We start from the raw sequence: 20,997 nt of genomic DNA, 5'->3' as shown, positions 1-20,997 counted from the left end.
ATGGCCCGCTGGATCGGATATCGTCACAACGGAATCGGCGGCTTCGGCCGCCTCGATGGCGACGAGGTCGTCGTGCACGAGGGCGACCTGTTCGACGCGCCTCGGCCGACCGGGGAAACCCTCCCCCTCGGCGCCGTCGTCCTCGATCTGCCGTGCCGGCCGAGCAAGGTCATCGCCTTGTGGAACAACTTCTCCGCCATGGCCGAGAAACAGGGCCTGACCCCTCCGGTCGCCCCGCTGTTCCTGCTCAAGCCGGCCAACACCTACCGCCCCAGTGGAGCGGAGATCGCCGTGCCGGATTGCGCCGGGCGCATCCTGTTCGAGGGCGAACTCGGCATCGTCATCGGCAAACGGGGCCGCGACCTCGATCCGGACCGGGCCCGCGACCACATCTTCGGCTACACCTGCGTGAACGACGTGACCGCGCTCGAAATCCTGAAGGCCGATCCGAGCTTCGCGCAATGGACGCGCTCCAAGGGTCTCGACGGGTTCGGTCCATTCGGCCCCGCCATCGCCACCGACATCGATCCCGAGACGCTCTCGGTGAAGGTCCGGGTGAACGGGCGCGAGCGCCAGACCTATCCCCTCTCCGACATGATCTTCCGTCCCCACGAGATCGTCGCCATGGTGTCGCGGGGCATGACACTGGAGCCCGGCGACGTCATCGCCTGCGGCACCTCCAACGGCTCCGGCCCGATCCCGAAGGGCGCTACCGTCGAGGTGGAGATCGAAGGGATCGGAATCCTGTCGAACCGCTTCTCATGAACCGCACGAACCAGACCGACACGGCATCCGGACAATTAGGAAGACCAGCATGAGCATCGCGATCGTCGGCGCAGGCGCCATCGGCGGATTTCTGGGGGTTCGGCTCGCGAATATCGGCGAGGACGTCACCTTCATCGCGCGCGGCCCCAACCTCGACGCCATCCGCTCCAACGGCATGCGGCTGATCGAGGAGAACGGCTCCGAGATCCACGTGACCAACCTCAAGGCCACGAAATCCATGGAGGAGGCCGGCGTCCATGACGTCGTGCTGCTCACCGTGAAGGCGCATCAGGTCGGGCCGATCGCGGCCGACCTCCACCACCTCATCGGCCCCGACACCATCGTCGTGACCATGCAGAACGGCATCCCGTGGTGGTACTTCTCGGGCGGCCATGGCGGCGAGCTCACCGGCACGCATCTCGAAACCGCCGATCCGGGCCGCCAGATCGCCGAGTATCTCGACCCGAAGCGCGTCATCGGCTCGGTGGTCTACCCGGCGGCCGTGCTCACCGAGCCCGGCGTCGTCCAGGTGATCGAGGGCCACCGCTTCGGTCTCGGCGAACTCGACGGTTCCATGAGCCCACGGGTGCAGGCGCTCGCCCAGCTCCTGATCAAGGCCGGCTTCCGCGCGCCGGTGACGAGCGACATCCGCGCCGAGATCTGGCTAAAGCTCTGGGGCAATCTCAGCTTCAACCCGATCTCCGCCCTCGCCCACGCCACCCTCGTGGATATCTGCCAGTTCCCGGAGACGCGGGCGCTCGCCGCCGACATGATGCGCGAGGCCGAGATCATCGCGAACAAGCTCGGCGTGACCTTCAAGCTCGGAATCGAACGGCGCATCGCCGGGGCCGAGAAGGTCGGCGCGCACAAGACCTCGATGCTGCAGGACGTGGAGGCAGGCCGTCCGATCGAGCTCGAAGCCCTCGTCGGCTCGATCATCGAACTCGGCCGCCTCACCGACACCCCGACCCCGCATATCGGCACCGTCTATGCCCTGATGCGGCTGCTCTCCCAGAGCCTGGACCGTGCGCGGGGGCGCCTCTCCATCGCAAGCGACTGACCACCGATTCCCCGGCGATTCCCGATCGCCGACACGCGTGAACATGTGCCGCTCCCCACGCGGCGGACCGCCTTCGAGACCGCGAAGGCAAACGACGATGAGGAGATTTTCGCCATGGCCGAGCCCGCCACCACCCTCCACGCCCTGATCCAGGCCGGCGCCGACGACGCCACCGCCCTGTCGAGCCCCGGTGGCGTGCCGCTGACCTTCGGCGCCCTGCGGGCCTTGACGGAGCAGACCATCGCGGCCCTCAACGCGCAGGGCATCGGCCGGGGCGACCGGGTCGCCATCGTCCTCGATAACGGGCCGGAAATGGCCGCCGCCTTCATGGCGATCGCGGCCGGGACCACCTCGGCGCCGCTCAACCCGGCCTACAAGGCGGACGAGTTCGAATTCTACCTGACCGATCTCAACGCCAAGCTGCTGGTGGCAGCGGACGGCTCGCAGAGCCCGGCGGTCGCGGTGGCCGAGAAGCTCGGCGTGCCGGTGGTGCGACTGACGCCGACGCCGGAACAGGGCGCGGGCAGCTTCACCCTCGCCTTTCCCGACCGCGCTGCGACGCCGGCGGCACGGGGCGGCCCGGCCGAGCCGGACGATATCGGCCTCGTGCTCCACACCTCGGGCACCACGTCGCGCCCGAAGATCGTGCCGCTGAAACAGTCGAATGTCTGCGCCTCGGCGCGCAACATCCGCACCACCGTCGCCTTCACCGCCGAGGATCGCGGCCTCAACATCATGCCGCTGTTCCACATCCACGGCCTGATCGCCGGCATCCTGGCGCCGCTCTCGGCAGGGGGACAGGTGTGCTGCACGCCGGGCTTCAACGCCCTGAAATTCTTCGGCTGGATGGGTGAGGTCCGCCCGACCTGGTACACGGCGGTGCCGACCATGCATCAGGCCATCCTCGGTCGCGCGGCCCGCAACAAGGACGTGATCGAGGCCAACCCGCTGCGCTTCATCCGCTCTTCCTCCTCCTCGATGCCGCCGCAGGTGATGAAGGAGATCGAGGATGTGTTCGGCGCGCCGCTGCTGGAGGCCTACGGCATGACCGAGGCCGCTCACCAGATGGCCTCGAACCCGCTGCCGCCCCGGCCGCATTACGCCGGCTCGGTGGGCATCGCCGCCGGCCCCGAGATCGCCATCGTCGACCATGACGGCGAGCCGCTTCCCGCCGGCGAGACCGGTGAGATCGTGATCCGCGGCGACAACGTGATGGCGGGCTACGAGAACAACGAGAAGGCCAATGCCGACGCCTTCACCCCCCAGGGCTGGTTCCGCACCGGCGACCAGGGCACCCTCTCGCCCGAGGGCTACCTCTCGATCACCGGGCGCCTGAAGGAGATCATCAATCGCGGCGGCGAGAAGATCTCCCCCCGCGAGGTCGACGAGATCTTGATGGACCACCCCGCCGTGTCGCAATGCATCACCTTCGCGATGCCGCACGACAAGCTCGGCGAGGACGTGGTCGCGGCCATCGTCCTGCGCGAGGGCCACGACGCCCTGTCGGAAAAGGAACTGCGCAGCTTCGCCTCGGAGCGCCTCGCCCCGTTCAAGGTGCCGGCCAAGATCATCTTCCTCGAGGAGATCCCGAAGGGCGCCACCGGCAAGCTCCAGCGCATCGGCCTCGCCCAGAAGCTCGGGCTGGTCTGATCCGACCGACGACACCCATCGCGCGCTTCGCTTCCGCCATCCGGAGGCGGGCGCCTCGCGCCGGCCGCCAAGCGATGTCCCCTACGACGGCAGCGCCATCCTCAGGGTGAAATGCGCGCCCTTCACGTCGGGCGCGACGGTGAGCGGACCACCGAGCTGGCGGCCGAGATTGTTGATGATGCGCATGCCGAGGCTCGCGCTGCGGGCCTCGGTGGGGTCGAACCCGTCCGGCAGGCCGGCGCCGTCATCGGCGACGCCGATGATCAGGCCCCCCTCGGGATGCGGGCGGGCGGTGACCCGGATCTCGCCTTCGCCGTCGGGATAGGCGTATTTGATCGCGTTGGTGACGAGCTCGTTGACGAAGAGACCCAGCGGAATCGCGAGATCGGCCGGGATGTCGAGGCGGACCGCGTCGCAGCGAATCAAGTGACGCTGGGCGTTCTCCTGCAGCTTGCCGCTGAGCGCTTCGAGGAAGCCGGCGACGTCGATGGCGCCGAGCGTCGGCTGACGCCAGAGCTGGTCGTGGACCGCGGCCACGGCCTCGACGCGGGTGCGCGCATCGACGAGAGCCTCCTTCACCTTCTCGTCGTCCGAGCCACGGGCCTGGAGGGCCAGGAACCCGGCGACCACGGCGAGGCTGTTCTTCACCCGGTGGCTCATCTCGCGGGACAGGAGATCCTGGCGTTCCAGGGCGGCCTTGAGCCTCGCCTCGCCACGCTGCCGCTCGATGGCGCCGCCGAGGAGGTTGGCGAAGCCCTGCATGAAGGCGATGTCCGCCTCCTCGAACTTGCCTTCGCGGGTGTCATCCACTTCGAGCACGCCGTAATGCCCGTCGCGGTTGGCGATGAGCACGTTGATCGCCCGCCTGATGCCGTGGTCGGCCATGATCTGGGGCGTGTGGAACCGGGTCTCCGCCTGCAGGTGGTTCGAGATCACGGGCTTGCCGGTCTTCAGGGCGTAGCCGGCCGGGGAGGCGAGGTCGGCTCCCACCGTGGCCTTGCCGACGACGTCCGCGTCCCAGCCCACACCGGCACAGACCAGCAGGCAATCCTGCTCCTTGCGATATTCCAGGGCCTTGCAGAATTCCGCCTTCATGCCTTCCGCACAGAGCTCGACGGCGCGATGCAGCAGCGGCAGGAGCTCGGTCGCCCGCAGGGCCTCGACGCCGAAATCTGAGAGGAGCGCTTGCTGACGCAGCCGCAAGGCCAAGGCGGGGGAGGGATCGGTCATGGAAAACGGTCCTGCGACCGGCTGGACATGGGAGGGTGGGGCCAACCGGTCTTTGGGACGCTGGGACGCCGGACGCAAGGGTAGCCGGTCGATCGGTGGCACGATCGTCGATGCGAGGGCGGAACGATGCCGGGCTGCATCAGGCTCCTACTCTCGCTACTCTCGCGCGCGAAAGCGGCGGGAGCCCGATATCGCAACGCCGGACGGTCAGATCTCGATCTCGGTGCCGACTTCCACGAGCTGGCGGGTGGGGATGCAGAACTGGGCGCCGGTGGTTTCCGCGTTGCGCAGGAGGAAGGCGAAGATGGTCTCGCGCCACGTCGCCATGCCCCGGTCGTCGCTCTTCGGGATGATGGTCTCGTGGCCGATGAAGATCGTCAGATCGTCGAGAAAATCCTTCGGCAGCGTGCCGCTTTCCACGGCGCAGCGCAGGCCGTCGGGAATCGAGGCATCCTCCATGAAGCCGTAATGCAGGACGAGGCGGAAGATGTCGGGCGTGATCTGCGTGACCTCGGCCCGCTTGTCGCGCGGAATGCTCGGCGCTTCCTCGTAGAGCGCGGTGACGATCAGGATGCGCTTGTGCAGGGCATGGCTGCGCTCGACGAAGCGCGACAGGTGAAGCGGAATGCCGCTCGTCGCCGAGGACAGGAAGGCGGCGTTGCCCGGCAGGGTGATCGGAGGCTCGCGGCGCAATTGCTCGATGAACTGCGCCTCGGGCTGCCGCAGCGTCACGCGGGCATCCTCCACCAGGAGGTTCCCCTTGCGCCAGGTCAGCATCAGGAAGGCGACGAAGCCGGCGAGGACCAGCGGAAACCAGCCGCCCTCGAACAGCTTCACGCTGTTGGCGCCGAGGAAGACGAGATCGATGACGAGGAAGAAGCCGTTGACGGCGACGACCGCGATGGGGTTGTAGCCCCATTTCAGCGCCACCAGGGCGGCGAGCAGGGTGGTGATCGCCATGAGCGAGGACACGGCGATGCCGTAGGCGCCCGCCAGCTTGTCGGACGATCCGAAGGTGAGGACGGCGGTCAGCGTCGCCGCCGCCATCAGCCAATTGATCACCGGCACGTAGATCTGGCCGCGCTCGTCGCGCGCGGTGTGGACCACCCGCATGGGCGGCAGGAAGCCGAGCTGGATCGATTGTTGGGTGAGCGAGAACACGCCCGAGACGATGGCCTGCGAGGCGATGACGGTGGCGAGCGTCGCCAGCGCGATCAGCGGGTAATAGGCCCAGTCCGGGCTCAGGCGGTAGAACGGGTTCTCGATGGCGCCGGGCTCCACCAGCAACAGGCCGCCCTGGCCGAAGTAATGGATGACGAGGGCCGGCAGGACGAGGCCGAACCAGGCGACGCGGATCGGCTTGGCGCCGAAATGGCCGAGATCGGCATACATCGCCTCGCCGCCGGTGACGGCGAGGAAGGCCGCGCCCAACATGGCGAAGCTCACGTGCCAGCCCGCATGGACGAGGAAATCCACCGCGCGCCAGGGGTTGAGGGCGCCGAGGATCTGAGGCGCGTGCCAGATGCCGCCCAGGCCGAGGAGGGCGAGGACGATGAACCACACCACCATCACCGGGCCGAAGATGCGACCGATGAAGGCCACGCCTTTGCTCTGCACCAGAAACAGCCCGACCAGGATCGCGATGGTGATCGGCAGGACGAGATGGTCGAGTCCCGGAGCCGCCACCTTGAGGCCTTCCACCGCGCTCAGCACCGAGATCGCCGGGGTGATGGCGCCGTCGCCGTAGAGCAGGGCGGCGCCGACGAGGCCGACCACGAGGAGTGCCGCCTGGCGCGTGCCGGGCTTGGCGTGGCGGGCGCCCAGCAACGCCAGCATGGCGACGATGCCGCCCTCGCCCTTGTTGTCGGCCCGCAGGATCAGCACGGCGTATTTCAGCGAGACGATGAGGATCAGCGCCCAGAAGATCAGCGACACCGCGCCGATGACGGCGATGGGCGCGGGCGGTGCTCCGCCGCTCGCCGCCCGCACCGCTTCCTTGAAGGCATAGAGCGGACTGGTGCCGATATCGCCGTAGACGATGCCGAGCGCCCCGAGCAGCATGGGCAGGTTGGCGCGCGGCGCCCCCCTGCTCTCTGCAGGCGCCTCATGGGCCAAATCCCGATGGGCCAATGGGCGATCCTTCCGCGAAGAGCTTGGACGCATTCGGTGTCCGCAGAACGAACTTAGCGGTGGCGCGCCCGCCGTCCAGGGATGGATGTCACGGCGGCGGACAGTTGGAGGGAACCGTGCACACCCCTCACGGTGAGGACGCCAGCCCGCTCGTCACCGACATCGGCGGCCGGAATCGGCAAAGTTGAGATGGATATCGGTGTAACGTACTGTCAAAAATCAGCTTCTTCGAACGCGACGACCGGCAGGAATGACGGACCTTCTGGAAACGCCCTCGCGGATCGAGCCGTGCTATTTCGAATCCGACATCCCGCGCATCCTCGCGGATCTGGCGACTGACATTCATGCCGCTTCCGTCGACCTCGGCAGCGCGCTTCATCCCGGTTCCGGGAAGGAGCTCGCCGAGTTCGTCCGGATGATGAACTGCTACTATTCCAACCTGATCGAGGGTCATAACACCCGACCGAAGGACATCGAGCTCGGCCCTGGCCGGAGCCGAGATCGAGGAGGCACGGCGGCCTCTCGCATTGGAGGCGAAGGCCCATTTGGCCGTTCACCGCGAGATCGAAACACCCTCCTTGTCCTTCAGGCAGTGAACCGAGCGGTAGAGCTGAGGGCATCCTCCCGAAAAGGAGGAACCGGTTTTCGGACGAGATGGTGCGTCGTCGAGAGTCTACGGCATCGTCCCGGATACGGTTTCCGGGACGATGCCGTAGACCAGCCGCGCCAACGCGTCCGGGCATTCGCCGTCGCGGGCGATGCAAAGGACCGGGGCCGGCACGTGGCGGGCGATGGCATCGGCCACCGTCTCGGGGGATGTCGGTGCGCCGAGGCTTTCGCAGACGACGATGCCGAGCAGCGTCTGGCCGTGCAGGCGCAGGGTCTCGGCCGCCGTCAGGGCGTGGCTGATCGCCCCGAGATAGCTGCCGGAGACGAGGAGGGTCGGCAGGGCGAGGGCCTTGAGCCAGTCGAGCCCGGTCGCGTCCGGCGTGATCGGGCTCATCAGCCCGCCGACGCCCTCGATGATGACGATGGGGTCGGACGTCGCCCCGGTTTTTGCGGACGCCTCCCGGAGCCGGGCCTCGCACCAGCCGACGAGGTCGGAGAGATGCAGGCTCCGCCCCTCGCGCGCGGCGGCGAGGTCGGGGCTGAGCGGCGCGGTGAAGCGCCAGGGCGAGCAGGCTTCGACGTTCGCGAGGGTCACGGCGAGCCCCTGCGCGTCCAGCAGGATCGCCGTATCGCTGAACCGGAAATCCGGATCGCCGAGGGACGGAACGCCGCTCGCCAGGGGCTTCAGGGTCGACACGCTGCGTCCCTGGCGGCGCAGGGCGCGCGTCAGGGCAGCGGTCGCGTAGGTCTTACCGATCTCGGTCCCGGCGCCGGCGACGAAGACCGCGCGGGCTCGCGCGCTCACTTCTCGACGAAGGCCTTCTCGATGACGTAGTGGCCGGCCTCGCCGTGGTTGCCCTCGACATAGCCGCCGCTGGTCAGCATCTCGCGAGTGTCGCGGATCATGTCCGGCGAGCCGCAGAGCATGAACCGGTCGTTCTCGACCGACATCGGCGGCAGGCCGATATCCTCGAACAGCTTGCCCGAGGTCATCAGGTCAGTGATCCGGCCGCGGTTACGGAATGGCTCGCGGGTGACGGTGGGATAGTAGATCAGCCCGGCGGAGATGACCTCGCCGAGGAATTCGTGATTCGGCAGATCCTGCGTGATCGTCTCGCCATAGGCGAGTTCCGAGACCTGACGGCAACCGTGGACGAGGACGACCTTTTCGAACCGCTCGTAGGTCTCCGGGTCCTTGATGATCGACATGAACGGGGCGAGCCCGGTGCCGGTGCCGAGGAGATAGAGGTTCTTGCCCGGCATCAGGTTGTCGAGCACCAGCGTGCCGGTGGGCTTCTTGCCGACCATGATCGGGTCGCCGACCTTGAGGTGCTGCAGCCGGGAGGTGAGCGGGCCGTTCTCGACCTTGATCGAGAAGAATTCCAGCTCCTCCTCGTAATTGGCCGAGACCACGCTGTAGGCGCGAAGGAGCGGACGACCCTCGACCTCGATGCCCATCATCACGAACTCGCCGTTGCGGAAGCGGAACGCGGGGTCACGGGTCGTGCGGAAAGAGAACAGCGTGTCCGTCCAGTGGTGGACGCTCAGCACACGCTCCTCGTTGAACTTGCTCATCGACGGGTCCGTCTCAAACTTCGCTGGCGAATCTCGGCCTTCAGCCGGGTCTTCTCGCACCTGCGGCATGCCCGTCAAGGCATAGCAGGGGCGCAGGTGGCGAAACCGCCAACTGTCTGGAATTGCTCTTAATACGTGAAGACGGAGTTCACAGCGGCTTCAGCCCCGCTTCGATCTCCGCGCGGCGGCCTTCGAGGAAGGGGGGAAGAGACAGGCGCTCGCCCAGAGTCTCCAAGGCCTCGTCGGCGGTGAAGCCAGGCCCATCCGTCGCGATCTCGAACAGGATGCCGTTGGGCTCGCGAAAGTAGAGGCTGCGGAAATAATAGCGGTCCACCGGCCCGCTCGAGGGCATGCGACGCTGCTTCAGCCTGTCGGCCCAGGCTGAGTAATCCGCATCGGGGATATGGAAGGCGACGTGGTGCACGGCGCCGGCACCCTGGCGCGCGGCCGGCGAGCCGGGTTCGGCGACGAGGTGGAGTTCGGCCCCGGCGCCGCCCTCTCCCATCTGCCAGACGCGAACCTCGCCTTCCGGCAGCTCATAGGTGCGAACATGGCTCATCCCGAGGACCTCGGCGAGCACGGCCTCGGTCGCCTCGATCCGCGAGAGGCTGAGGCGAATCGGCCCCAGCCCGCGGATCTGGCGCTCGGCCGGCACCGGGCTGCCGGACCAGGGATGGGCGTCGCCGAGGCCGCCATCATCCACCAGCATCAGGCGTTGGCCCTCGGCATCCTCGAAATCCAGGGTGAGCCGACCGTCGCGAACGATGGGCTCCCCATGCGCCACGCCCTGGCGCGCGAGATGCTCCCGCCACCACGCGATCGTGCCCTCGCCCGAGACGCGGAAGGCGGTCCGGACGATGCTGTCGGTGCCGCGACGCTCGGGCGGTGCCGGCCAGTCGAAGAACGTCATGTCGGTGCCGGGGGCCGCGATGCCGTCGGCGTAGAACAGGTGATAGGCCGAGACGTCGTCCTGGTTCACCGTCTTCTTCACGAGTCGCAGCCCAAGAACCCGCGTATAGAACGCCGCGTTGTCGGCGGCACGCGCGGTGATGGCGGTGAGATGATGAAGTCCGGTGAGCTGCATCGGCCTGTCCTGCGGATGGAAACCTGAGGTCTACGGCATCGTCTTTTTTCGACAACCGGTTCCCACTTTTCGGGATGATTCTCTAGATGGGTCGTCCGGCGGTGGAATGCGATGGGCACGGCCCGCGCGGGAGGTTCGACGTCGCTCGGTCGCCGCCCCTGGGCCTTGGCGCGCAGTGCGATACATTCCCGTACTTGCTCACCCCGTGTGAAGGTCTCGCGCATGCCCCATCTGCTCTATGTCGAAGCGTCGCCGCGCAAGGAGCGCTCCGCCTCGATCGAGGTGGCCCATGCCTTCCTGGATGCCTGGGGCGCCAAGCATGACGATGGGACCGTGGACGTCCTCGACGTCTGGAACACGCCGCTTCCCGAATTCGACGGCGAGGCCCTGGCCGGCAAATACGCGGCGCTGGCGGGCGAGGCCCTGAGCCCGGCACAGGAGGAGGCCTGGGTCGCGATCCGCGCCCTGGCCGAGAGGTTTCGCGCCGCAGATCTGATCCTGTTCGCGGTGCCGATGTGGAACTACACGATCCCCTACAAGCTCAAGCACCTGTTCGATCTGGTCTCCCAGAAGGACCTGCTCTTCACCTTCGACGAGCGCGGCCAGAACGGGATGCTCGATGCGACGGCGGTGGTCGTCAACGCGCGCGGCGTCGCCATCGGCGAGGATTTCCCGGCCGAGATCTACGATCACCAGTCGACCTACATGGCGACTTGGCTGCGCATGGTCGGCATCACCGACATCCACCAGATCGCCGTCGAGAAGGGATTGATGGGGGCCGACCTCGACCGGCAATCCCGCGAGCGGGGCCGTGCCGAGGCCGAAGCCCTGGCGCAGAATCTCTAGGGCGTGGCTCTCACAGCGCGCCGGCGAGGAGGCCGAGACCGGCAGCGGTGAAGGCGGCGCCGGCGATGCGCAGGGCCGGACGACCGGTCGCTCCGTCGAGACGACCCATGACGCGGCCGAGACCGAGACCTACGACATGGAGAAGAGCGGTGGCCGCAACGAAGCCGGCGCCGTAGGCGAGACCGGAGGCCGCCTCCGGCATCTCGGCGCCGTGGGCATGGCCGTGGAACACCGCGAAGACGCCCACCAGCGCCATGCAAACGGCGACCGGCATCGCCAGATGAAGGGCGACGGCGGCGCCGAGCACGGCTACCGACAGGGCGATGGCGATCTCCACTTGCGGCAATGCCACGCCGGATGCGCCGAGCGCGCCGCCGACGATCATCATGCCGAGGAACGAGAGCGGGACGAGCAGGATCGCCCGGCCGCCGACCTGAGCGGCGAGGAGGCCGACCGCCACCATGGCGAGCATGTGGTCGAGGCCGGTCAGCGGATGCAGGAACCCATGGGCGAGACCGGATGCATCACCCTGCCCGGTATGGGCGAGAGCAGGGCCGGCCATCAGGCCGAACGCCAGCCCCGGCAGATATCGAACGAAACGCGTCATCCCTGCTCTCCCGGCACCTGTTCCAGGCCGCCATCGGCCCTGAATGCAGGATGAGGCGATCCCTGGCAACGGTCGTGCCGGAAGCCTGAGAGCGGGAGGGACGCGAACGGCCTCCCGACCGGGAGGCCGCCGGGTTCCGTGTCCGGGCCGGAGGGTCAGACGAAGTCGGTGGGACGGCCCGCGGCCACGACCAGCATCTTGCCGTCGGCGAAGGTGCGGGCGCCGGCACGGCGGATATCGGCCTGGGTTACGTTCGCCACCATGTCGTTGCGGCGGCCGAAATAGTCCATGCCGAGTCCCTCGAAGGCGATCTGCACGAGCTGGTGAGCGATCTTGGTCGAGGTGTCGAAGCCGAGCGCATAGGAGCCGGTGAGATAGTCCTTGGCCTTCTGGAGTTCCTCGTCGGACGGTCCCTCGGTGATGAGCCGGCCGATCTCGTCGCCGATCACGGAGAGGGCTTCGCCGACGCGCTCGTTCTTGGTGGCGGTATAGCCCCAGGTCATGGCGCTGGCCCGGTGACTGACGAGGGAGGTGCCGACGGAATAGGCCAGCCCGCGCTTCTCCCGCACTTCCTGGAACAGGCGCGAGGTGAAGGAGCCGCCACCGAGGATATGGTTGAGCACGTAGGCCGGGATGAAGTCCGGGTCGTTCCACGGCACACCGCCCATGCCGAAGCGCAGGACGGATTGCGGAACGTCGATGTCGACGACGACGCGACGGCCGAGCTGGCCGACCTTCGTCTGCGGTATGGCGGTCAGCGGGCCGGCCTCGTCGAGGACGCCGAAGGCGCGGTTGAGGGCATCGGCCAGACGGTCGGCGTCGATGGCGCCCACGGCGGCCACTTTCAGGCCGCCGCGGCCGATGAGCCGGCGATGCATCGCCACGAGGTCGTCGCGGGTGATGGCGGCGATGCTCTCCGGCGTGCCGGACGAGGGCCGCGCATAGGGATGGCCGGCATAGGCCTCGGCGAAGAAGCGGCGCGAGGCCATCACGCCCGGATCGTTCTGCTGGTAGCGCAGGCCGGCCAGGGTCTGTGCCCGCACCCGCTCGATGGCGTCGGGGTCGAAACGGGGCTTGGCGAGCGCCAGGGCGAGGAGGTCGATGGCCTCGTCCGCGTGTTTGACCAGCATCTTGAGCGAGCCGCCGATCGCATCCGCGCCGGCATGGAACGACAATTCGATGGCCCGCGCCGCCAGGCGCTCCTGGAACGCGTCGGAGGAGAGATCGCCCGCGCCCTCGTCGAGGAGGCGCGCCAGCATCTGCGCGACGCCGCCCTTGCCCTCCGGGTCCTGCGCGGCTCCGCCCTCGAAGGTGAAGGCCAGGGCGATCATCGGCACCACGGGCGATTCCACGTGCCACGCCTCGATGCCGGCGGCAGTGGCCACCGGGAGGGCGAGCGTCGGGGCGTTCGCGCTGCGGGCGGTGGTATCGACCAGATTGGCTTCGACCGAGTTCATGAGAACCTCATTCTTCTTCTGGGCGCCCGGGCCGGGATCGTCGGATCGTGCGTGGGCTTGCCTCACGCAGCGGCGGCGTCGGGATCGCGCGTCTTGGTCAGGTATCCGGTGACGGAGCGGGCGGGGATCAGGTAGCGCTCGGCGACGGCGGCGAGCCGGGCCTGCGTCACGCCCTCGATGTCGGAGGGCCAGCGGCGGACCTCTTCGATGCTCTCGCCGATGGCCAGCGCCGACCCGTAGATGCGGGCGAGCGACGATTGGCTGTCGGAGGAATAGACCGTCTCGGCGACGAGCCGGGTCTTGGCCCGTTCGATCGCCTCCGAGCCCAGGGCCTCCGAGGGAACCCGGCGCAGGACGCGGTCGACCTCTTCCTCCAGGCGCTCCAGGCTGACGCCCTCGGCGGGGATGGCGTAGACCGAGAAGCGGGTATCGTCGATGGCCGAGCCCATGTACCAGGCGCCGGCATTCACGGCGACGCCGAGCTCCATCACCAGCTTGCGATAGAGGAACGAGGTCGAGCCGCCGCCCATCACCTCGGCGAGGAGCTCCAAGGCGTGGCACTCGCCGTCACGGGCGGTCATGCAGGAGGGGGTGAGGTAGAGCCGCTGCAGGGTCGGCTGCTCCACCTTCGGATCGGCGACGCTGAGCCGGCGGAGCGCGCGCGGCTCCGGCTCCTTGGCGCGCACCCGCACCGGCCGCGCGCCGCGCGGCGTCACGAGGCCGTAGGTGTCGTCGGCGAGGCGGCGGACCTCGTCGGGGGTCACGTCGCCGGCGACCACCAGGATGGCGTTCTCGGGCGTATAGAAGCGGTTGTAATAATCGAGGGCGTGGGTGCGGTTGAGATCCTCGATCTCGTGCATCCAGCCGATGATCGGCGTGCCGTAGGGGTGATGCACGAACAGCGAGGCGGCCATGGCCTCCGAGAGCTGGGCCGAAGGATCGGTCTCGACCCGCATGCGGCGCTCTTCCAGCACCACGTCGCGCTCGGGCGCCACCACGGCATCCTCGAGGACGAGCCCGGTCATGCGGTCGGCCTCGAACTCCATCATGGTCTTCAGGTGGTCGCGGGCGACGCGCTGGAAATAGGCGGTGTAGTCGTAGGAGGTGAAGGCGTTCTCCTGGCCGCCGAGACCGGACACGGCCTGCGAGAAGGCGCCGACGGGATGCTTCTCCGTGCCCTTGAACATCAGATGCTCGAGGAAATGCGCGATGCCGGACTGTCCGATCGGATCATCGGCCGAACCGTTGCGGTACCACACCATGTGCGTCACCACCGGGGCGCGATGATCCGGCACCACAACCACGTCGAGGCCGTTGTCGAGGGCGAAGGCGGAGACTTCGGGCCCGCCCGCCTCGGACCGGCCGAACGGCGCGGCCTCGGCCCGGCCGGCATGGCCGTAGCGGCGGTTGAGCGAGAACCCGGGCGTATCCTTCCGCAGCAGATGCATCGTCTTTTCCTTGATACGTCGGCCAATCGTGACCGCCCGTCATGAGCGCAATGCCCTTTGCGCACTCTTCGGATGCCAACCTCGGATGCCGAGACCTCAATCAGCAAGATCTCGGACGGCGAGATCAGGGCAAATCCCGTACCGGCGCCTGTCTCGCGTCGATCACTGCGCCGAACCCGACGGCGCGAGCTTCGGTCTCACGGTGTCGCCGCGAGGAAACCGGCGCGACCGTCGAAATCATGGGTCCCTTCGAACGAAACGGACCCTAGCGTCCCCGGAGGTAGGTACCCGGGTCGGCTTCCTCACGCTCGCGCGAAGGGTTGTTGATCGGATCGCTGTTGTTCCTGGCCACCGCCTTCGGAGCCTTGCGATATCCGTTGGGCGGATCGGTGAGCGTGTCGCGATCGGGCTCGGCGAGGATGGGCTCGGCCTTGGTGTCGCGCTTGCCGAAGATGTCGAAGGCGCTCCAGATCGACGACGAGGCGCCGTCGCTCTCGGGCCGGCCCGGCTCGGTGCGCACGCCCGCATCGGCACGGCGCCCGCCGCGCATCTCGTCGACGGACAGCGTCATGTTGTTGTCGTTCATGCGACCCTGCGTCCCGCGCGCGATCGGCTTCTTCGCGTCGGCGATCTCGCGGTCGCGCTGAACGATCTCGGGGTCCTTGGGCCATTGCGGAGTGGCGGTGGCGGTACGCGGCGGCGGAAGCGCCTTGCCGTCGAGCTTGGGCGGCATCACCAGGGGAGCCCGCTCGCGATAGGTGATGGTCGGCTTTTCGGGCTCGATCAGACCGATGCTGCTCAGCGTGTCGCGCATGAACACGCCCTGCTGCGCCTGTGCGCCGCTGGCCGCCAGGAGCCCGGTAAGGCCGAGGATGAACCCACGATGGCCGATCATGCTGCCCCCAAATGATGCCGGCCCGAATTCGCGCCGACCCGGAACGTTCCGGCCCTTATTGGTCGATACCGATCCTGCCCTTCTGGCCTGACGGCGGTTTCAGGCGATCGTATGGCGCCTTGGCCGCAGCGCACCAGCCTCGCGGCCACAACGATCCCCACTGTGGTTTACGGATCACAACCGAGCGGTTCTTCAGACGCCGGCCGGCGGCGCCTCGTCACGGGGCCGTCGGACGGGAATCAGGCTGTCGAGGAGCAGGCCGATCACGCCGGCGACGATGGCCGCATCGGCCACATTGAACACGTACCAGGACCAGGCACCCGCATGCAGGTGCACGAAATCGAACACCGCACCGTAGGCCGCGCGGTCGATGGCGTTGCCGATCGCCCCGCCGGCGATGAGGCCGAGGGCGGCGGCCAGGAGCCGCGAGGCGGCGCGGCGCATCCACACGATCATCCCGACGGAGGCCGCGACCGACACCGCGACCAGGATCCAGCGGCCGAGACCGCCATCCTGCTGGAACAGTCCGTAGGAGATGCCGCGATTCCAGACCACGACGAAATCGGCGAACGAGGTCAGGTGCCAGGGCTGGGTCAGCACCAGATCGGTGCCGAAATACAGCCCGAGCTTGGACGCCTGATCGAGGACGAGGGTGGTCAGCAGGACGGTGAGGCCGAGGCGGAAGGGCATCATGCGCTCGCTGTTCCCGTCTCCCACACGCTGCGGAAGCACCCTCCCCCGTTCAGGGGGAAGGGCAGAGGGAAGGGCGGGGGATCGACTCGGCTCACGCAGCGCTCGCCGTGCCGTGGAGGGCATCCCATTCGCGCAAGGCCCGGGCGTCGCGGGGGGTCACGTCCGGATAATCGGGGTCGGACCCGACCGTCTCGGAGACCCGCCAGGACCGGGCGCATTTGCGGCCCTTGGCCGGCCCCGACACGACCGCCACGCCGCGCACGTCGTCGAGACTGAAGGCCTCGGCCGGTCCCTCGCCCTCGGTGATCGTGATGCCGGAGGTGATGCAGACTTCCGAGAAATCGACCCCTTCGAGCGCCGCCAACAGGTCGGGATCGGCGACGAAGACGGTCGGCGCCGCCTCCAGGCTCGCCCCGATCCGCTTGGCCGCGCGCTCGATCTCCAGGGCGCCGGTGACCACCCGGCGGACACGGCGGATCTTCTGCCAGCGCTCGGCGAGGGCCGCATTCCGCCAGGAAGCCGGAGTCTCGGGCAGGGTCTCGAGATGGACCGAGCCGACCTCGGACGGGTAGCGGTCGAGCCAGGCCTCCTCGGCCGTGAAGGCGAGGACGGGGGCGAGCCAGATCGTGACCCGACGGAAGGTCTCGTCGATCACCTGCAGCGAGGCACGGCGGACCCGCGACGAGATCGGATCGCAATAGAGCGCGTCCTTTCTCACGTCGAAATAGAAGGCCGAGAGGTCGCCGGTCATGAAGCCGTTGAGGAGCGCCACCACCCGCTTGGTGTCGAAGGTGGCGTAGGCCTCGCGGATCTCGCCGTCGAGTTCGCACAGCCGGTGCAGGATGAGACGCTCCAGTTCCGGCAATGCGGCGAAGTCCGGCGATCCGGCATCAGGCACGACCTGACCCGCCTCGAAATGCGCCAGCGAGCCGAGCATCCAGCGAACCGAGTTGCGCAGCTTGCGATAGGTCTCGGCGAAGGTCTTGATGATCTCCGGGCCGATGCGCAGGTCGTCGGCATAATCCGAGGCCGCCACCCAGAGACGCAGGATGTCGGCGCCGGAATCCTTGATGACGCTCTGCGGCGCCACGACGTTGCCCTTCGACTTCGACATCTTCAATCCCTTGGGATCGAGCACGAACCCGTGGGTGAGGACGATGTCGTAGGGCGCGCGTCCCCGCGTCCCGCTCGATTCCAGCAGAGACGATTGGAACCAGCCGCGATGCTGGTCGGAGCCTTCGAGATACATCACCGTATCGCGGCCGCCGTCGCGCTTGCGCACCACGCCGGACAGGCCCGGGAACATCTCGGGATCGTCGAGAACGAAGGCGTGGGTCGAGCCGGAATCGAACCAGACGTCGAGGACGTCCGTCACCTTCTCGTAATCGGCCGGATCGTAGTCGGGGGCGAGGAAGCGCGCGCCGTCGGCATCGGTGAACCAGGCGTCGGCCCCCTCCGCCTTGAAGGCCGCCGCGATGCGCGCATTCACCGCCTCGTCGCGCAGGACCTCGCTGGTGCCGCGCTTGACGAAGACGGTGATCGGCACGCCCCAGGCCCGCTGGCGCGACACCACCCAGTCGGGCCGGTTGGCGACCATGCCGTTGATCCGGTTCTTGCCTTGCGTCGGCACCCACTGGGTCTCGTCGATGGCCTTCAACGCCACTTCGCGCAGGGTGCGCCCGTCGAGGGATTCCACCGGCCTGTCCAGCGCGATGAACCATTGCGGCGTATTGCGGAAGATGACCGGCTTCTTCGAGCGCCAGGAATGCGGGTAGCTGTGCTTGAGCGTGCCGCGCGCCACCAGAGTCCCGGCCCCGGTCAGGGCGGCGATGACCGCCTTGTTGGCGTCGCCCTTCTCGCCTTTCGGCGTCAGCACGAGTTTTCCCGTGAAACCGGGCGCCTCTTCCGTGAGCGCGCCGTCCGCATCGACGGTGTAGGGGATGCGAGTGTCGATGCCGCGCCCCTGAAGCGCCCGGCCATTGGCCATCCAGACCTCGAAATCCTCGCGGCCATGGCCCGGCGCCGTATGGACGAAGCCGGTTCCGGCCTCGTCGGTGACGTGGTCGCCGTCGAGAAGCGGAACCTGGAAGTCGTAGCCCGGCGTATGGCCCGCCAGCGGATGCGCCAGCGTGAGACCGGCCAGTTCGGCGGCGCTCACGTCGCGGACGCGCTCGAACGCCTCCACGCGAGCGGAGGCGAAGAGCCCGGCGGCCAGGGTATCGGCGAGGAGGTAGCTGTCGCCGACCTTCGCCCAATTCTCCTCGGCCGCCTGCGTCACCCGGTATAGCCCGTAGGCCACGCGCTTCGAATAGGCGACGGCGCGGTTGCCCGGCATCGTCCAGGGCGTCGTGGTCCAGATCACGATTCGCGCCGCGGCCAGATCGGCAGCGGCTCCGGCGGTCAGCCGGAAGGCCGCGAAGATGGTGTCGCTGACGTGGTCCTCGTACTCGACCTCGGCCTCGGCGAGCGCCGTCTTCTCCACCACCGACCACATCACCGGCTTCGAGCCGCGATAGAGCTGGCCGGTCATGGCGAAGGTCATGAGTTCGCGCGCGATCGCGGCCTCGGCCGGGAAGGCCATGGTCGCGTAGGGGTGCTCCCAATCGCCGGTGACGCCGAGGCGCTTGAACTCGGCGCGCTGCACGTCGAGCCAATGCGCGGCGAAGGTCCGGCATTCCTGGCGGAACTCGATGACCGGCACGTCGTCCTTGTTGCGGCCCTTGGCGCGGTACTGCTCCTCGATCTTCCACTCGATCGGCAGGCCATGGCAGTCCCAGCCCGGCACGTAATTGGCGTCGTAGCCGAGCGCGCCCTGGCTGCGGACGATGACGTCCTTCAGGATCTTGTTGAGCGCCGTGCCGATATGGATGTTGCCGTTGGCGTAGGGCGGTCCGTCGTGGAGCACGAATTTCGGCCGGCCGGCGGCCTTCACCCTGATCTGTCCGTAGAGGTCGGTGGCGGCCCAGCGCTCCAGAAGGTGGGGCTCGCGCACCGGCAGGCCGGCCCGCATGGGGAACTCGGTCTTCGGCAGGAACAGGGTCTGCGAATAGTCGCGGGCGGGCAGGCCGGCGTCGGGGGCTGTCGAATCGGTCATGGGGTCTTCTGCGAAACGGTGCGCTGATCTTCAAGACGGTCGGCGTCGGGCCGATGTCGGCGAACGGAGGCGGTGCGGCCGCCCTCCCGGCTCCCGCTCGGGCCGCCTCGGCGGCCTTCAGGCGGAGGCCGGGCTCGTAATTCGGAGGCGGCCGGGACCGCGCGGGACGTCATGAACGCGCATGCCCGGCTTCTAGCAGCGCCGAGCGGCGGAGACCAGCAGCCGCTCGGCCTTCGTCACCCCCGCATCGGCGGACCCTTCACTTTAATCCGAATCGCCGGCCCCGATCGATGCCACCTTTTCGAAGCTCGGCCGTTATCAGCCCACGCGTGATGGCGCGCCCCCCAAATCGGGGACGGTGCCGGCCCGAGCGCTCAGGGTCGATCCAGCCGCGAGACCGCGTCCGGTACCCGAAGAAAAGAAGAGGAAAGCCCGTCATGAAGAAGGCATTGCTTGCTGCCACCCTCGTCCTGTCCGCCTTCGCGCTGTCCGGCGCGGCCGAGGCCCAGGGCCTTCCCGGCGGCGTCCGTCGCGGTGCGGCCGAGGGTGACCGGGTCGGCGGACCGATCGGTGGCATCGTCGGCGGCGCGGTCGGCGGAGCAGTCGGAACGGTCAACGGCGCCCTCGGCATCGATCCGGGTCGTCGCGCCTACCGCACGCGGATGAACTCGCGTCGCCACTACCGTCATCGCCACCACCGCTAAGGCAGCGCCGGCCCGGCTTTCCCGCCAGTGGGAAGGCCGGCGCCATCGCATGCAACGCGACGGAATAGCTTAAGGTTGTCTTCAAGCCATTCCGGTAGTGTGAGCCCGTTCCTCCTGATCGGGCCGGCCGCACAATGGCAAAATGGGTTCCCCTAACGGCTCTTTTCGGGCTGGTCTGCCTGATGGTCATCCCGACACCGGGGGTCATCGGAATTCTGATCGGGAGCGTCTGCGCGCTCGCCATCGTCGCCAGCGCCATCTTCATCGCCGTCGACCGTCTCGCGGGCCGGCTCGCCATGGTGTTCGCACGCGGCAGGACGCAGCGCCGCGCCCCCAAGCGCGCCGTTCACGCGAATTCGGGCATGAGCCGGAAAATCTGACGCGCGAAAACGTCTAGACGCGCGGAAAACAGGTTCGCCCGAACCGGATCAGTCGAGACGGTCACCCTGGATCGGGACGACCAGCGCATCCGGCTCGTCTTCGTCGATCTCGATATCGGCATCGCCCTCGACTTCATGGCCGGTCACGCCCGACACATCGGCGAGGTTGCGGGCGGCCTTGCGCAGCAGCTTGCGCAGGCGGCGGCGCTCCTTGCCGTCGAAACCGTCGAGCATCTCCGATTCGACCTCGTCCCAGATGCGCTCGATGGCCTCCGCCTTGGCGAGACCCGCATCGGTGAGGCGGACGCGGACGATGCGACCGTCCCCGGCCTCCGCCCGGCGCTCGACGAAGCCGAGGGCCGCGAGGCGCGAAATCGTCTTCGAGGCCGTGGGCGGACGAACCCGCAGGGTGGCGGCGAGATCGCCCATCGTCATGGTGCCGGCGACCGCCAGGGCCTGAACCACCTGTTCCTGTCCGGCGAACAGATCGAGGGCGGCGAGGCGATCGCCGACCCTGGAGCGGTGCAGCCGCGCGGCCTGAACCAGCGCCCAGCCGACGCTCTTCGAACCGGGAGGACGGATACGCTTGTCGGACTTGCCCATCGTCTGTTCGGTGTCCCTGTCGGCCTTGTCGGCCTTACCCGACAATGCGGCCTTGCCGGACGATACCGCCACTCGCTCTTCAGCCGAAACCATCGCTGCCCGACTCCACGCTCAGAGAAGGCCGAGTTCCTCCGCCGCCGGAAGTCCCGGGCGGAGGAAGACGGCCA

Annotated in this window: 19 protein-coding genes; 6 read left to right on the top strand and 13 right to left on the bottom strand. The window is 68.1% G+C overall.

Going from position 1 to position 20,997, the window contains the following annotated elements:
- The 3 genes from A3OK_RS0118430 to A3OK_RS0118420 all read left to right on the top strand — a co-directional run bounded on the left by A3OK_RS0118430 (nucleotide 1) and on the right by A3OK_RS0118420 (nucleotide 3,475).
- On the top strand, nucleotides 1–765 hold the full coding sequence (locus tag A3OK_RS0118430; protein ID WP_019906369.1) for a fumarylacetoacetate hydrolase family protein: 765 nt from the start codon (nucleotides 1–3) through the stop codon (nucleotides 763–765).
- Nucleotides 766–814: 49 nt separating this feature from the next.
- Nucleotides 815–1,825 carry a 2-dehydropantoate 2-reductase gene (locus tag A3OK_RS0118425; protein WP_019906368.1) on the top strand — a complete coding sequence of 337 codons (1,011 nt, stop codon included), beginning with the start codon at nucleotides 815–817 and terminating at the stop codon, nucleotides 1,823–1,825.
- Nucleotides 1,826–1,939: 114 nt separating this feature from the next.
- Nucleotides 1,940–3,475, top strand: a complete 1,536-nt coding sequence (locus tag A3OK_RS0118420) for an acyl--CoA ligase (protein ID WP_026597414.1) — start codon at nucleotides 1,940–1,942, stop codon at nucleotides 3,473–3,475.
- Between the two features lie 81 nt (nucleotides 3,476–3,556).
- On the opposite strand, the gene A3OK_RS0118415 is transcribed toward A3OK_RS0118420, so the two are convergent.
- From A3OK_RS0118415 to A3OK_RS0118395, 6 genes are all read right to left on the bottom strand, one after another.
- Nucleotides 3,557–4,705, bottom strand: coding sequence for a histidine kinase dimerization/phosphoacceptor domain -containing protein (locus tag A3OK_RS0118415; RefSeq protein ID WP_019906366.1), 1,149 nt, complete (start codon nucleotides 4,703–4,705; stop codon nucleotides 3,557–3,559).
- 207 nt (nucleotides 4,706–4,912) lie between these two features.
- Complete coding sequence (locus tag A3OK_RS0118410) at nucleotides 4,913–6,766, bottom strand: KUP/HAK/KT family potassium transporter (RefSeq protein ID WP_019906365.1); 1,854 nt, start codon at nucleotides 6,764–6,766, stop codon at nucleotides 4,913–4,915.
- A 196-nt stretch (nucleotides 6,767–6,962) separates the two neighbouring features.
- Nucleotides 6,963–7,289 carry a hypothetical protein gene (locus A3OK_RS24170; protein ID WP_155912069.1) on the bottom strand — a complete coding sequence of 109 codons (327 nt, stop codon included), beginning with the start codon at nucleotides 7,287–7,289 and terminating at the stop codon, nucleotides 6,963–6,965.
- Nucleotides 7,290–7,508: 219 nt separating this feature from the next.
- Nucleotides 7,509–8,249: a dethiobiotin synthase gene (gene bioD, locus A3OK_RS0118405; RefSeq protein WP_019906364.1), complete on the bottom strand. Its 741-nt coding sequence runs from the start codon at nucleotides 8,247–8,249 to the stop codon at nucleotides 7,509–7,511.
- Nucleotides 8,246–9,019 carry a ferredoxin--NADP reductase gene (locus A3OK_RS0118400; protein WP_019906363.1) on the bottom strand — a complete coding sequence of 258 codons (774 nt, stop codon included), beginning with the start codon at nucleotides 9,017–9,019 and terminating at the stop codon, nucleotides 8,246–8,248. The genes bioD and A3OK_RS0118400 overlap by 4 nt, the downstream gene beginning before the upstream one ends.
- A 148-nt stretch (nucleotides 9,020–9,167) precedes the next feature.
- Complete coding sequence (locus A3OK_RS0118395) at nucleotides 9,168–10,103, bottom strand: ring-cleaving dioxygenase (RefSeq protein ID WP_019906362.1); 936 nt, start codon at nucleotides 10,101–10,103, stop codon at nucleotides 9,168–9,170.
- Nucleotides 10,104–10,325: 222 nt separating this feature from the next.
- Between A3OK_RS0118395 and A3OK_RS0118390 the strand changes: the two genes are divergently transcribed.
- On the top strand, nucleotides 10,326–10,949 hold the full coding sequence (locus A3OK_RS0118390) for an NAD(P)H-dependent oxidoreductase (protein ID WP_026597413.1): 624 nt from the start codon (nucleotides 10,326–10,328) through the stop codon (nucleotides 10,947–10,949).
- 10 nt (nucleotides 10,950–10,959) lie between these two features.
- Here A3OK_RS0118390 and A3OK_RS0118385 read toward each other — a convergent pair whose 3' ends face one another.
- The 6 genes from A3OK_RS0118385 to ileS form a co-directional block, all read right to left on the bottom strand.
- On the bottom strand, nucleotides 10,960–11,556 hold the full coding sequence (locus A3OK_RS0118385) for a HupE/UreJ family protein (protein ID WP_019906360.1): 597 nt from the start codon (nucleotides 11,554–11,556) through the stop codon (nucleotides 10,960–10,962).
- A 155-nt stretch (nucleotides 11,557–11,711) separates the two neighbouring features.
- On the bottom strand, nucleotides 11,712–13,013 hold the full coding sequence (locus A3OK_RS0118380) for a pitrilysin family protein (RefSeq protein ID WP_036303149.1): 1,302 nt from the start codon (nucleotides 13,011–13,013) through the stop codon (nucleotides 11,712–11,714).
- A 62-nt stretch (nucleotides 13,014–13,075) separates the two neighbouring features.
- A complete protein-coding gene (locus A3OK_RS0118375) occupies nucleotides 13,076–14,461 on the bottom strand; it encodes a pitrilysin family protein (RefSeq protein WP_019906358.1) in 1,386 nt (461 codons plus the stop codon).
- 265 nt (nucleotides 14,462–14,726) lie between these two features.
- Nucleotides 14,727–15,356: a hypothetical protein gene (locus A3OK_RS0118370; RefSeq protein ID WP_019906357.1), complete on the bottom strand. Its 630-nt coding sequence runs from the start codon at nucleotides 15,354–15,356 to the stop codon at nucleotides 14,727–14,729.
- A 192-nt stretch (nucleotides 15,357–15,548) separates the two neighbouring features.
- Nucleotides 15,549–16,049 carry a signal peptidase II gene (gene lspA, locus A3OK_RS0118365; RefSeq protein ID WP_019906356.1) on the bottom strand — a complete coding sequence of 167 codons (501 nt, stop codon included), beginning with the start codon at nucleotides 16,047–16,049 and terminating at the stop codon, nucleotides 15,549–15,551.
- 91 nt (nucleotides 16,050–16,140) lie between these two features.
- A complete protein-coding gene (ileS, locus tag A3OK_RS0118360; RefSeq protein ID WP_019906355.1) occupies nucleotides 16,141–19,143 on the bottom strand; it encodes an isoleucine--tRNA ligase in 3,003 nt (1,000 codons plus the stop codon).
- A 437-nt stretch (nucleotides 19,144–19,580) separates the two neighbouring features.
- Here ileS and A3OK_RS0118355 point away from each other — a divergent pair, with 437 nt between their 5' ends.
- Both A3OK_RS0118355 and A3OK_RS0118350 read left to right on the top strand, forming a co-directional pair.
- Nucleotides 19,581–19,847: a hypothetical protein gene (locus A3OK_RS0118355; RefSeq protein WP_018045876.1), complete on the top strand. Its 267-nt coding sequence runs from the start codon at nucleotides 19,581–19,583 to the stop codon at nucleotides 19,845–19,847.
- A 182-nt stretch (nucleotides 19,848–20,029) separates the two neighbouring features.
- Nucleotides 20,030–20,227 carry a hypothetical protein gene (locus A3OK_RS0118350; RefSeq protein ID WP_245259381.1) on the top strand — a complete coding sequence of 66 codons (198 nt, stop codon included), beginning with the start codon at nucleotides 20,030–20,032 and terminating at the stop codon, nucleotides 20,225–20,227.
- A gap of 48 nt (nucleotides 20,228–20,275) precedes the next feature.
- Here A3OK_RS0118350 and A3OK_RS0118345 read toward each other — a convergent pair whose 3' ends face one another.
- Nucleotides 20,276–20,923 (bottom strand): MarR family winged helix-turn-helix transcriptional regulator, encoded by a 648-nt coding sequence (locus tag A3OK_RS0118345; protein WP_026597411.1) that lies wholly within the window; start codon nucleotides 20,921–20,923, stop codon nucleotides 20,276–20,278.
- Nucleotides 20,924–20,997 lie beyond the last annotated feature (74 nt).

The organism is Methylobacterium sp. 77, from assembly GCF_000372825.1.
In the GTDB taxonomy this organism is placed as follows: domain Bacteria; phylum Pseudomonadota; class Alphaproteobacteria; order Rhizobiales; family Beijerinckiaceae; genus Methylobacterium.
The sequence above is the reverse complement of the archived record's forward strand: the minus strand, read 5'-3'. Positions and strand labels throughout refer to the sequence as shown.

Coding starts and splice junctions, on each gene's coding strand:
- A3OK_RS0118430 (WP_019906369.1), top strand. CDS start 1: ATGGCCCGCTGGATCGGATATCGTCACAACGGAATCGGCGGCTTCGGC.
- A3OK_RS0118425 (WP_019906368.1), top strand. CDS start 815: ATGAGCATCGCGATCGTCGGCGCAGGCGCCATCGGCGGATTTCTGGGG.
- A3OK_RS0118420 (WP_026597414.1), top strand. CDS start 1,940: ATGGCCGAGCCCGCCACCACCCTCCACGCCCTGATCCAGGCCGGCGCC.
- A3OK_RS0118415 (WP_019906366.1), bottom strand. CDS start 4,705: ATGACCGATCCCTCCCCCGCCTTGGCCTTGCGGCTGCGTCAGCAAGCG.
- A3OK_RS0118410 (WP_019906365.1), bottom strand. CDS start 6,766: ATGCTGCTCGGGGCGCTCGGCATCGTCTACGGCGATATCGGCACCAGT.
- A3OK_RS24170 (WP_155912069.1), bottom strand. CDS start 7,289: ATGACCCTCGATCAGGTTGGAATAGTAGCAGTTCATCATCCGGACGAA.
- A3OK_RS0118400 (WP_019906363.1), bottom strand. CDS start 9,019: ATGAGCAAGTTCAACGAGGAGCGTGTGCTGAGCGTCCACCACTGGACG.
- A3OK_RS0118395 (WP_019906362.1), bottom strand. CDS start 10,103: ATGCAGCTCACCGGACTTCATCATCTCACCGCCATCACCGCGCGTGCC.
- A3OK_RS0118390 (WP_026597413.1), top strand. CDS start 10,326: ATGCCCCATCTGCTCTATGTCGAAGCGTCGCCGCGCAAGGAGCGCTCC.
- A3OK_RS0118385 (WP_019906360.1), bottom strand. CDS start 11,556: ATGACGCGTTTCGTTCGATATCTGCCGGGGCTGGCGTTCGGCCTGATG.
- A3OK_RS0118380 (WP_036303149.1), bottom strand. CDS start 13,013: ATGAACTCGGTCGAAGCCAATCTGGTCGATACCACCGCCCGCAGCGCG.
- A3OK_RS0118375 (WP_019906358.1), bottom strand. CDS start 14,461: ATGCATCTGCTGCGGAAGGATACGCCCGGGTTCTCGCTCAACCGCCGC.
- A3OK_RS0118370 (WP_019906357.1), bottom strand. CDS start 15,356: ATGATCGGCCATCGTGGGTTCATCCTCGGCCTTACCGGGCTCCTGGCG.
- lspA (WP_019906356.1), bottom strand. CDS start 16,049: ATGATGCCCTTCCGCCTCGGCCTCACCGTCCTGCTGACCACCCTCGTC.
- ileS (WP_019906355.1), bottom strand. CDS start 19,143: ATGACCGATTCGACAGCCCCCGACGCCGGCCTGCCCGCCCGCGACTAT.
- A3OK_RS0118355 (WP_018045876.1), top strand. CDS start 19,581: ATGAAGAAGGCATTGCTTGCTGCCACCCTCGTCCTGTCCGCCTTCGCG.
- A3OK_RS0118350 (WP_245259381.1), top strand. CDS start 20,030: ATGGTCATCCCGACACCGGGGGTCATCGGAATTCTGATCGGGAGCGTC.
- A3OK_RS0118345 (WP_026597411.1), bottom strand. CDS start 20,923: ATGGTTTCGGCTGAAGAGCGAGTGGCGGTATCGTCCGGCAAGGCCGCA.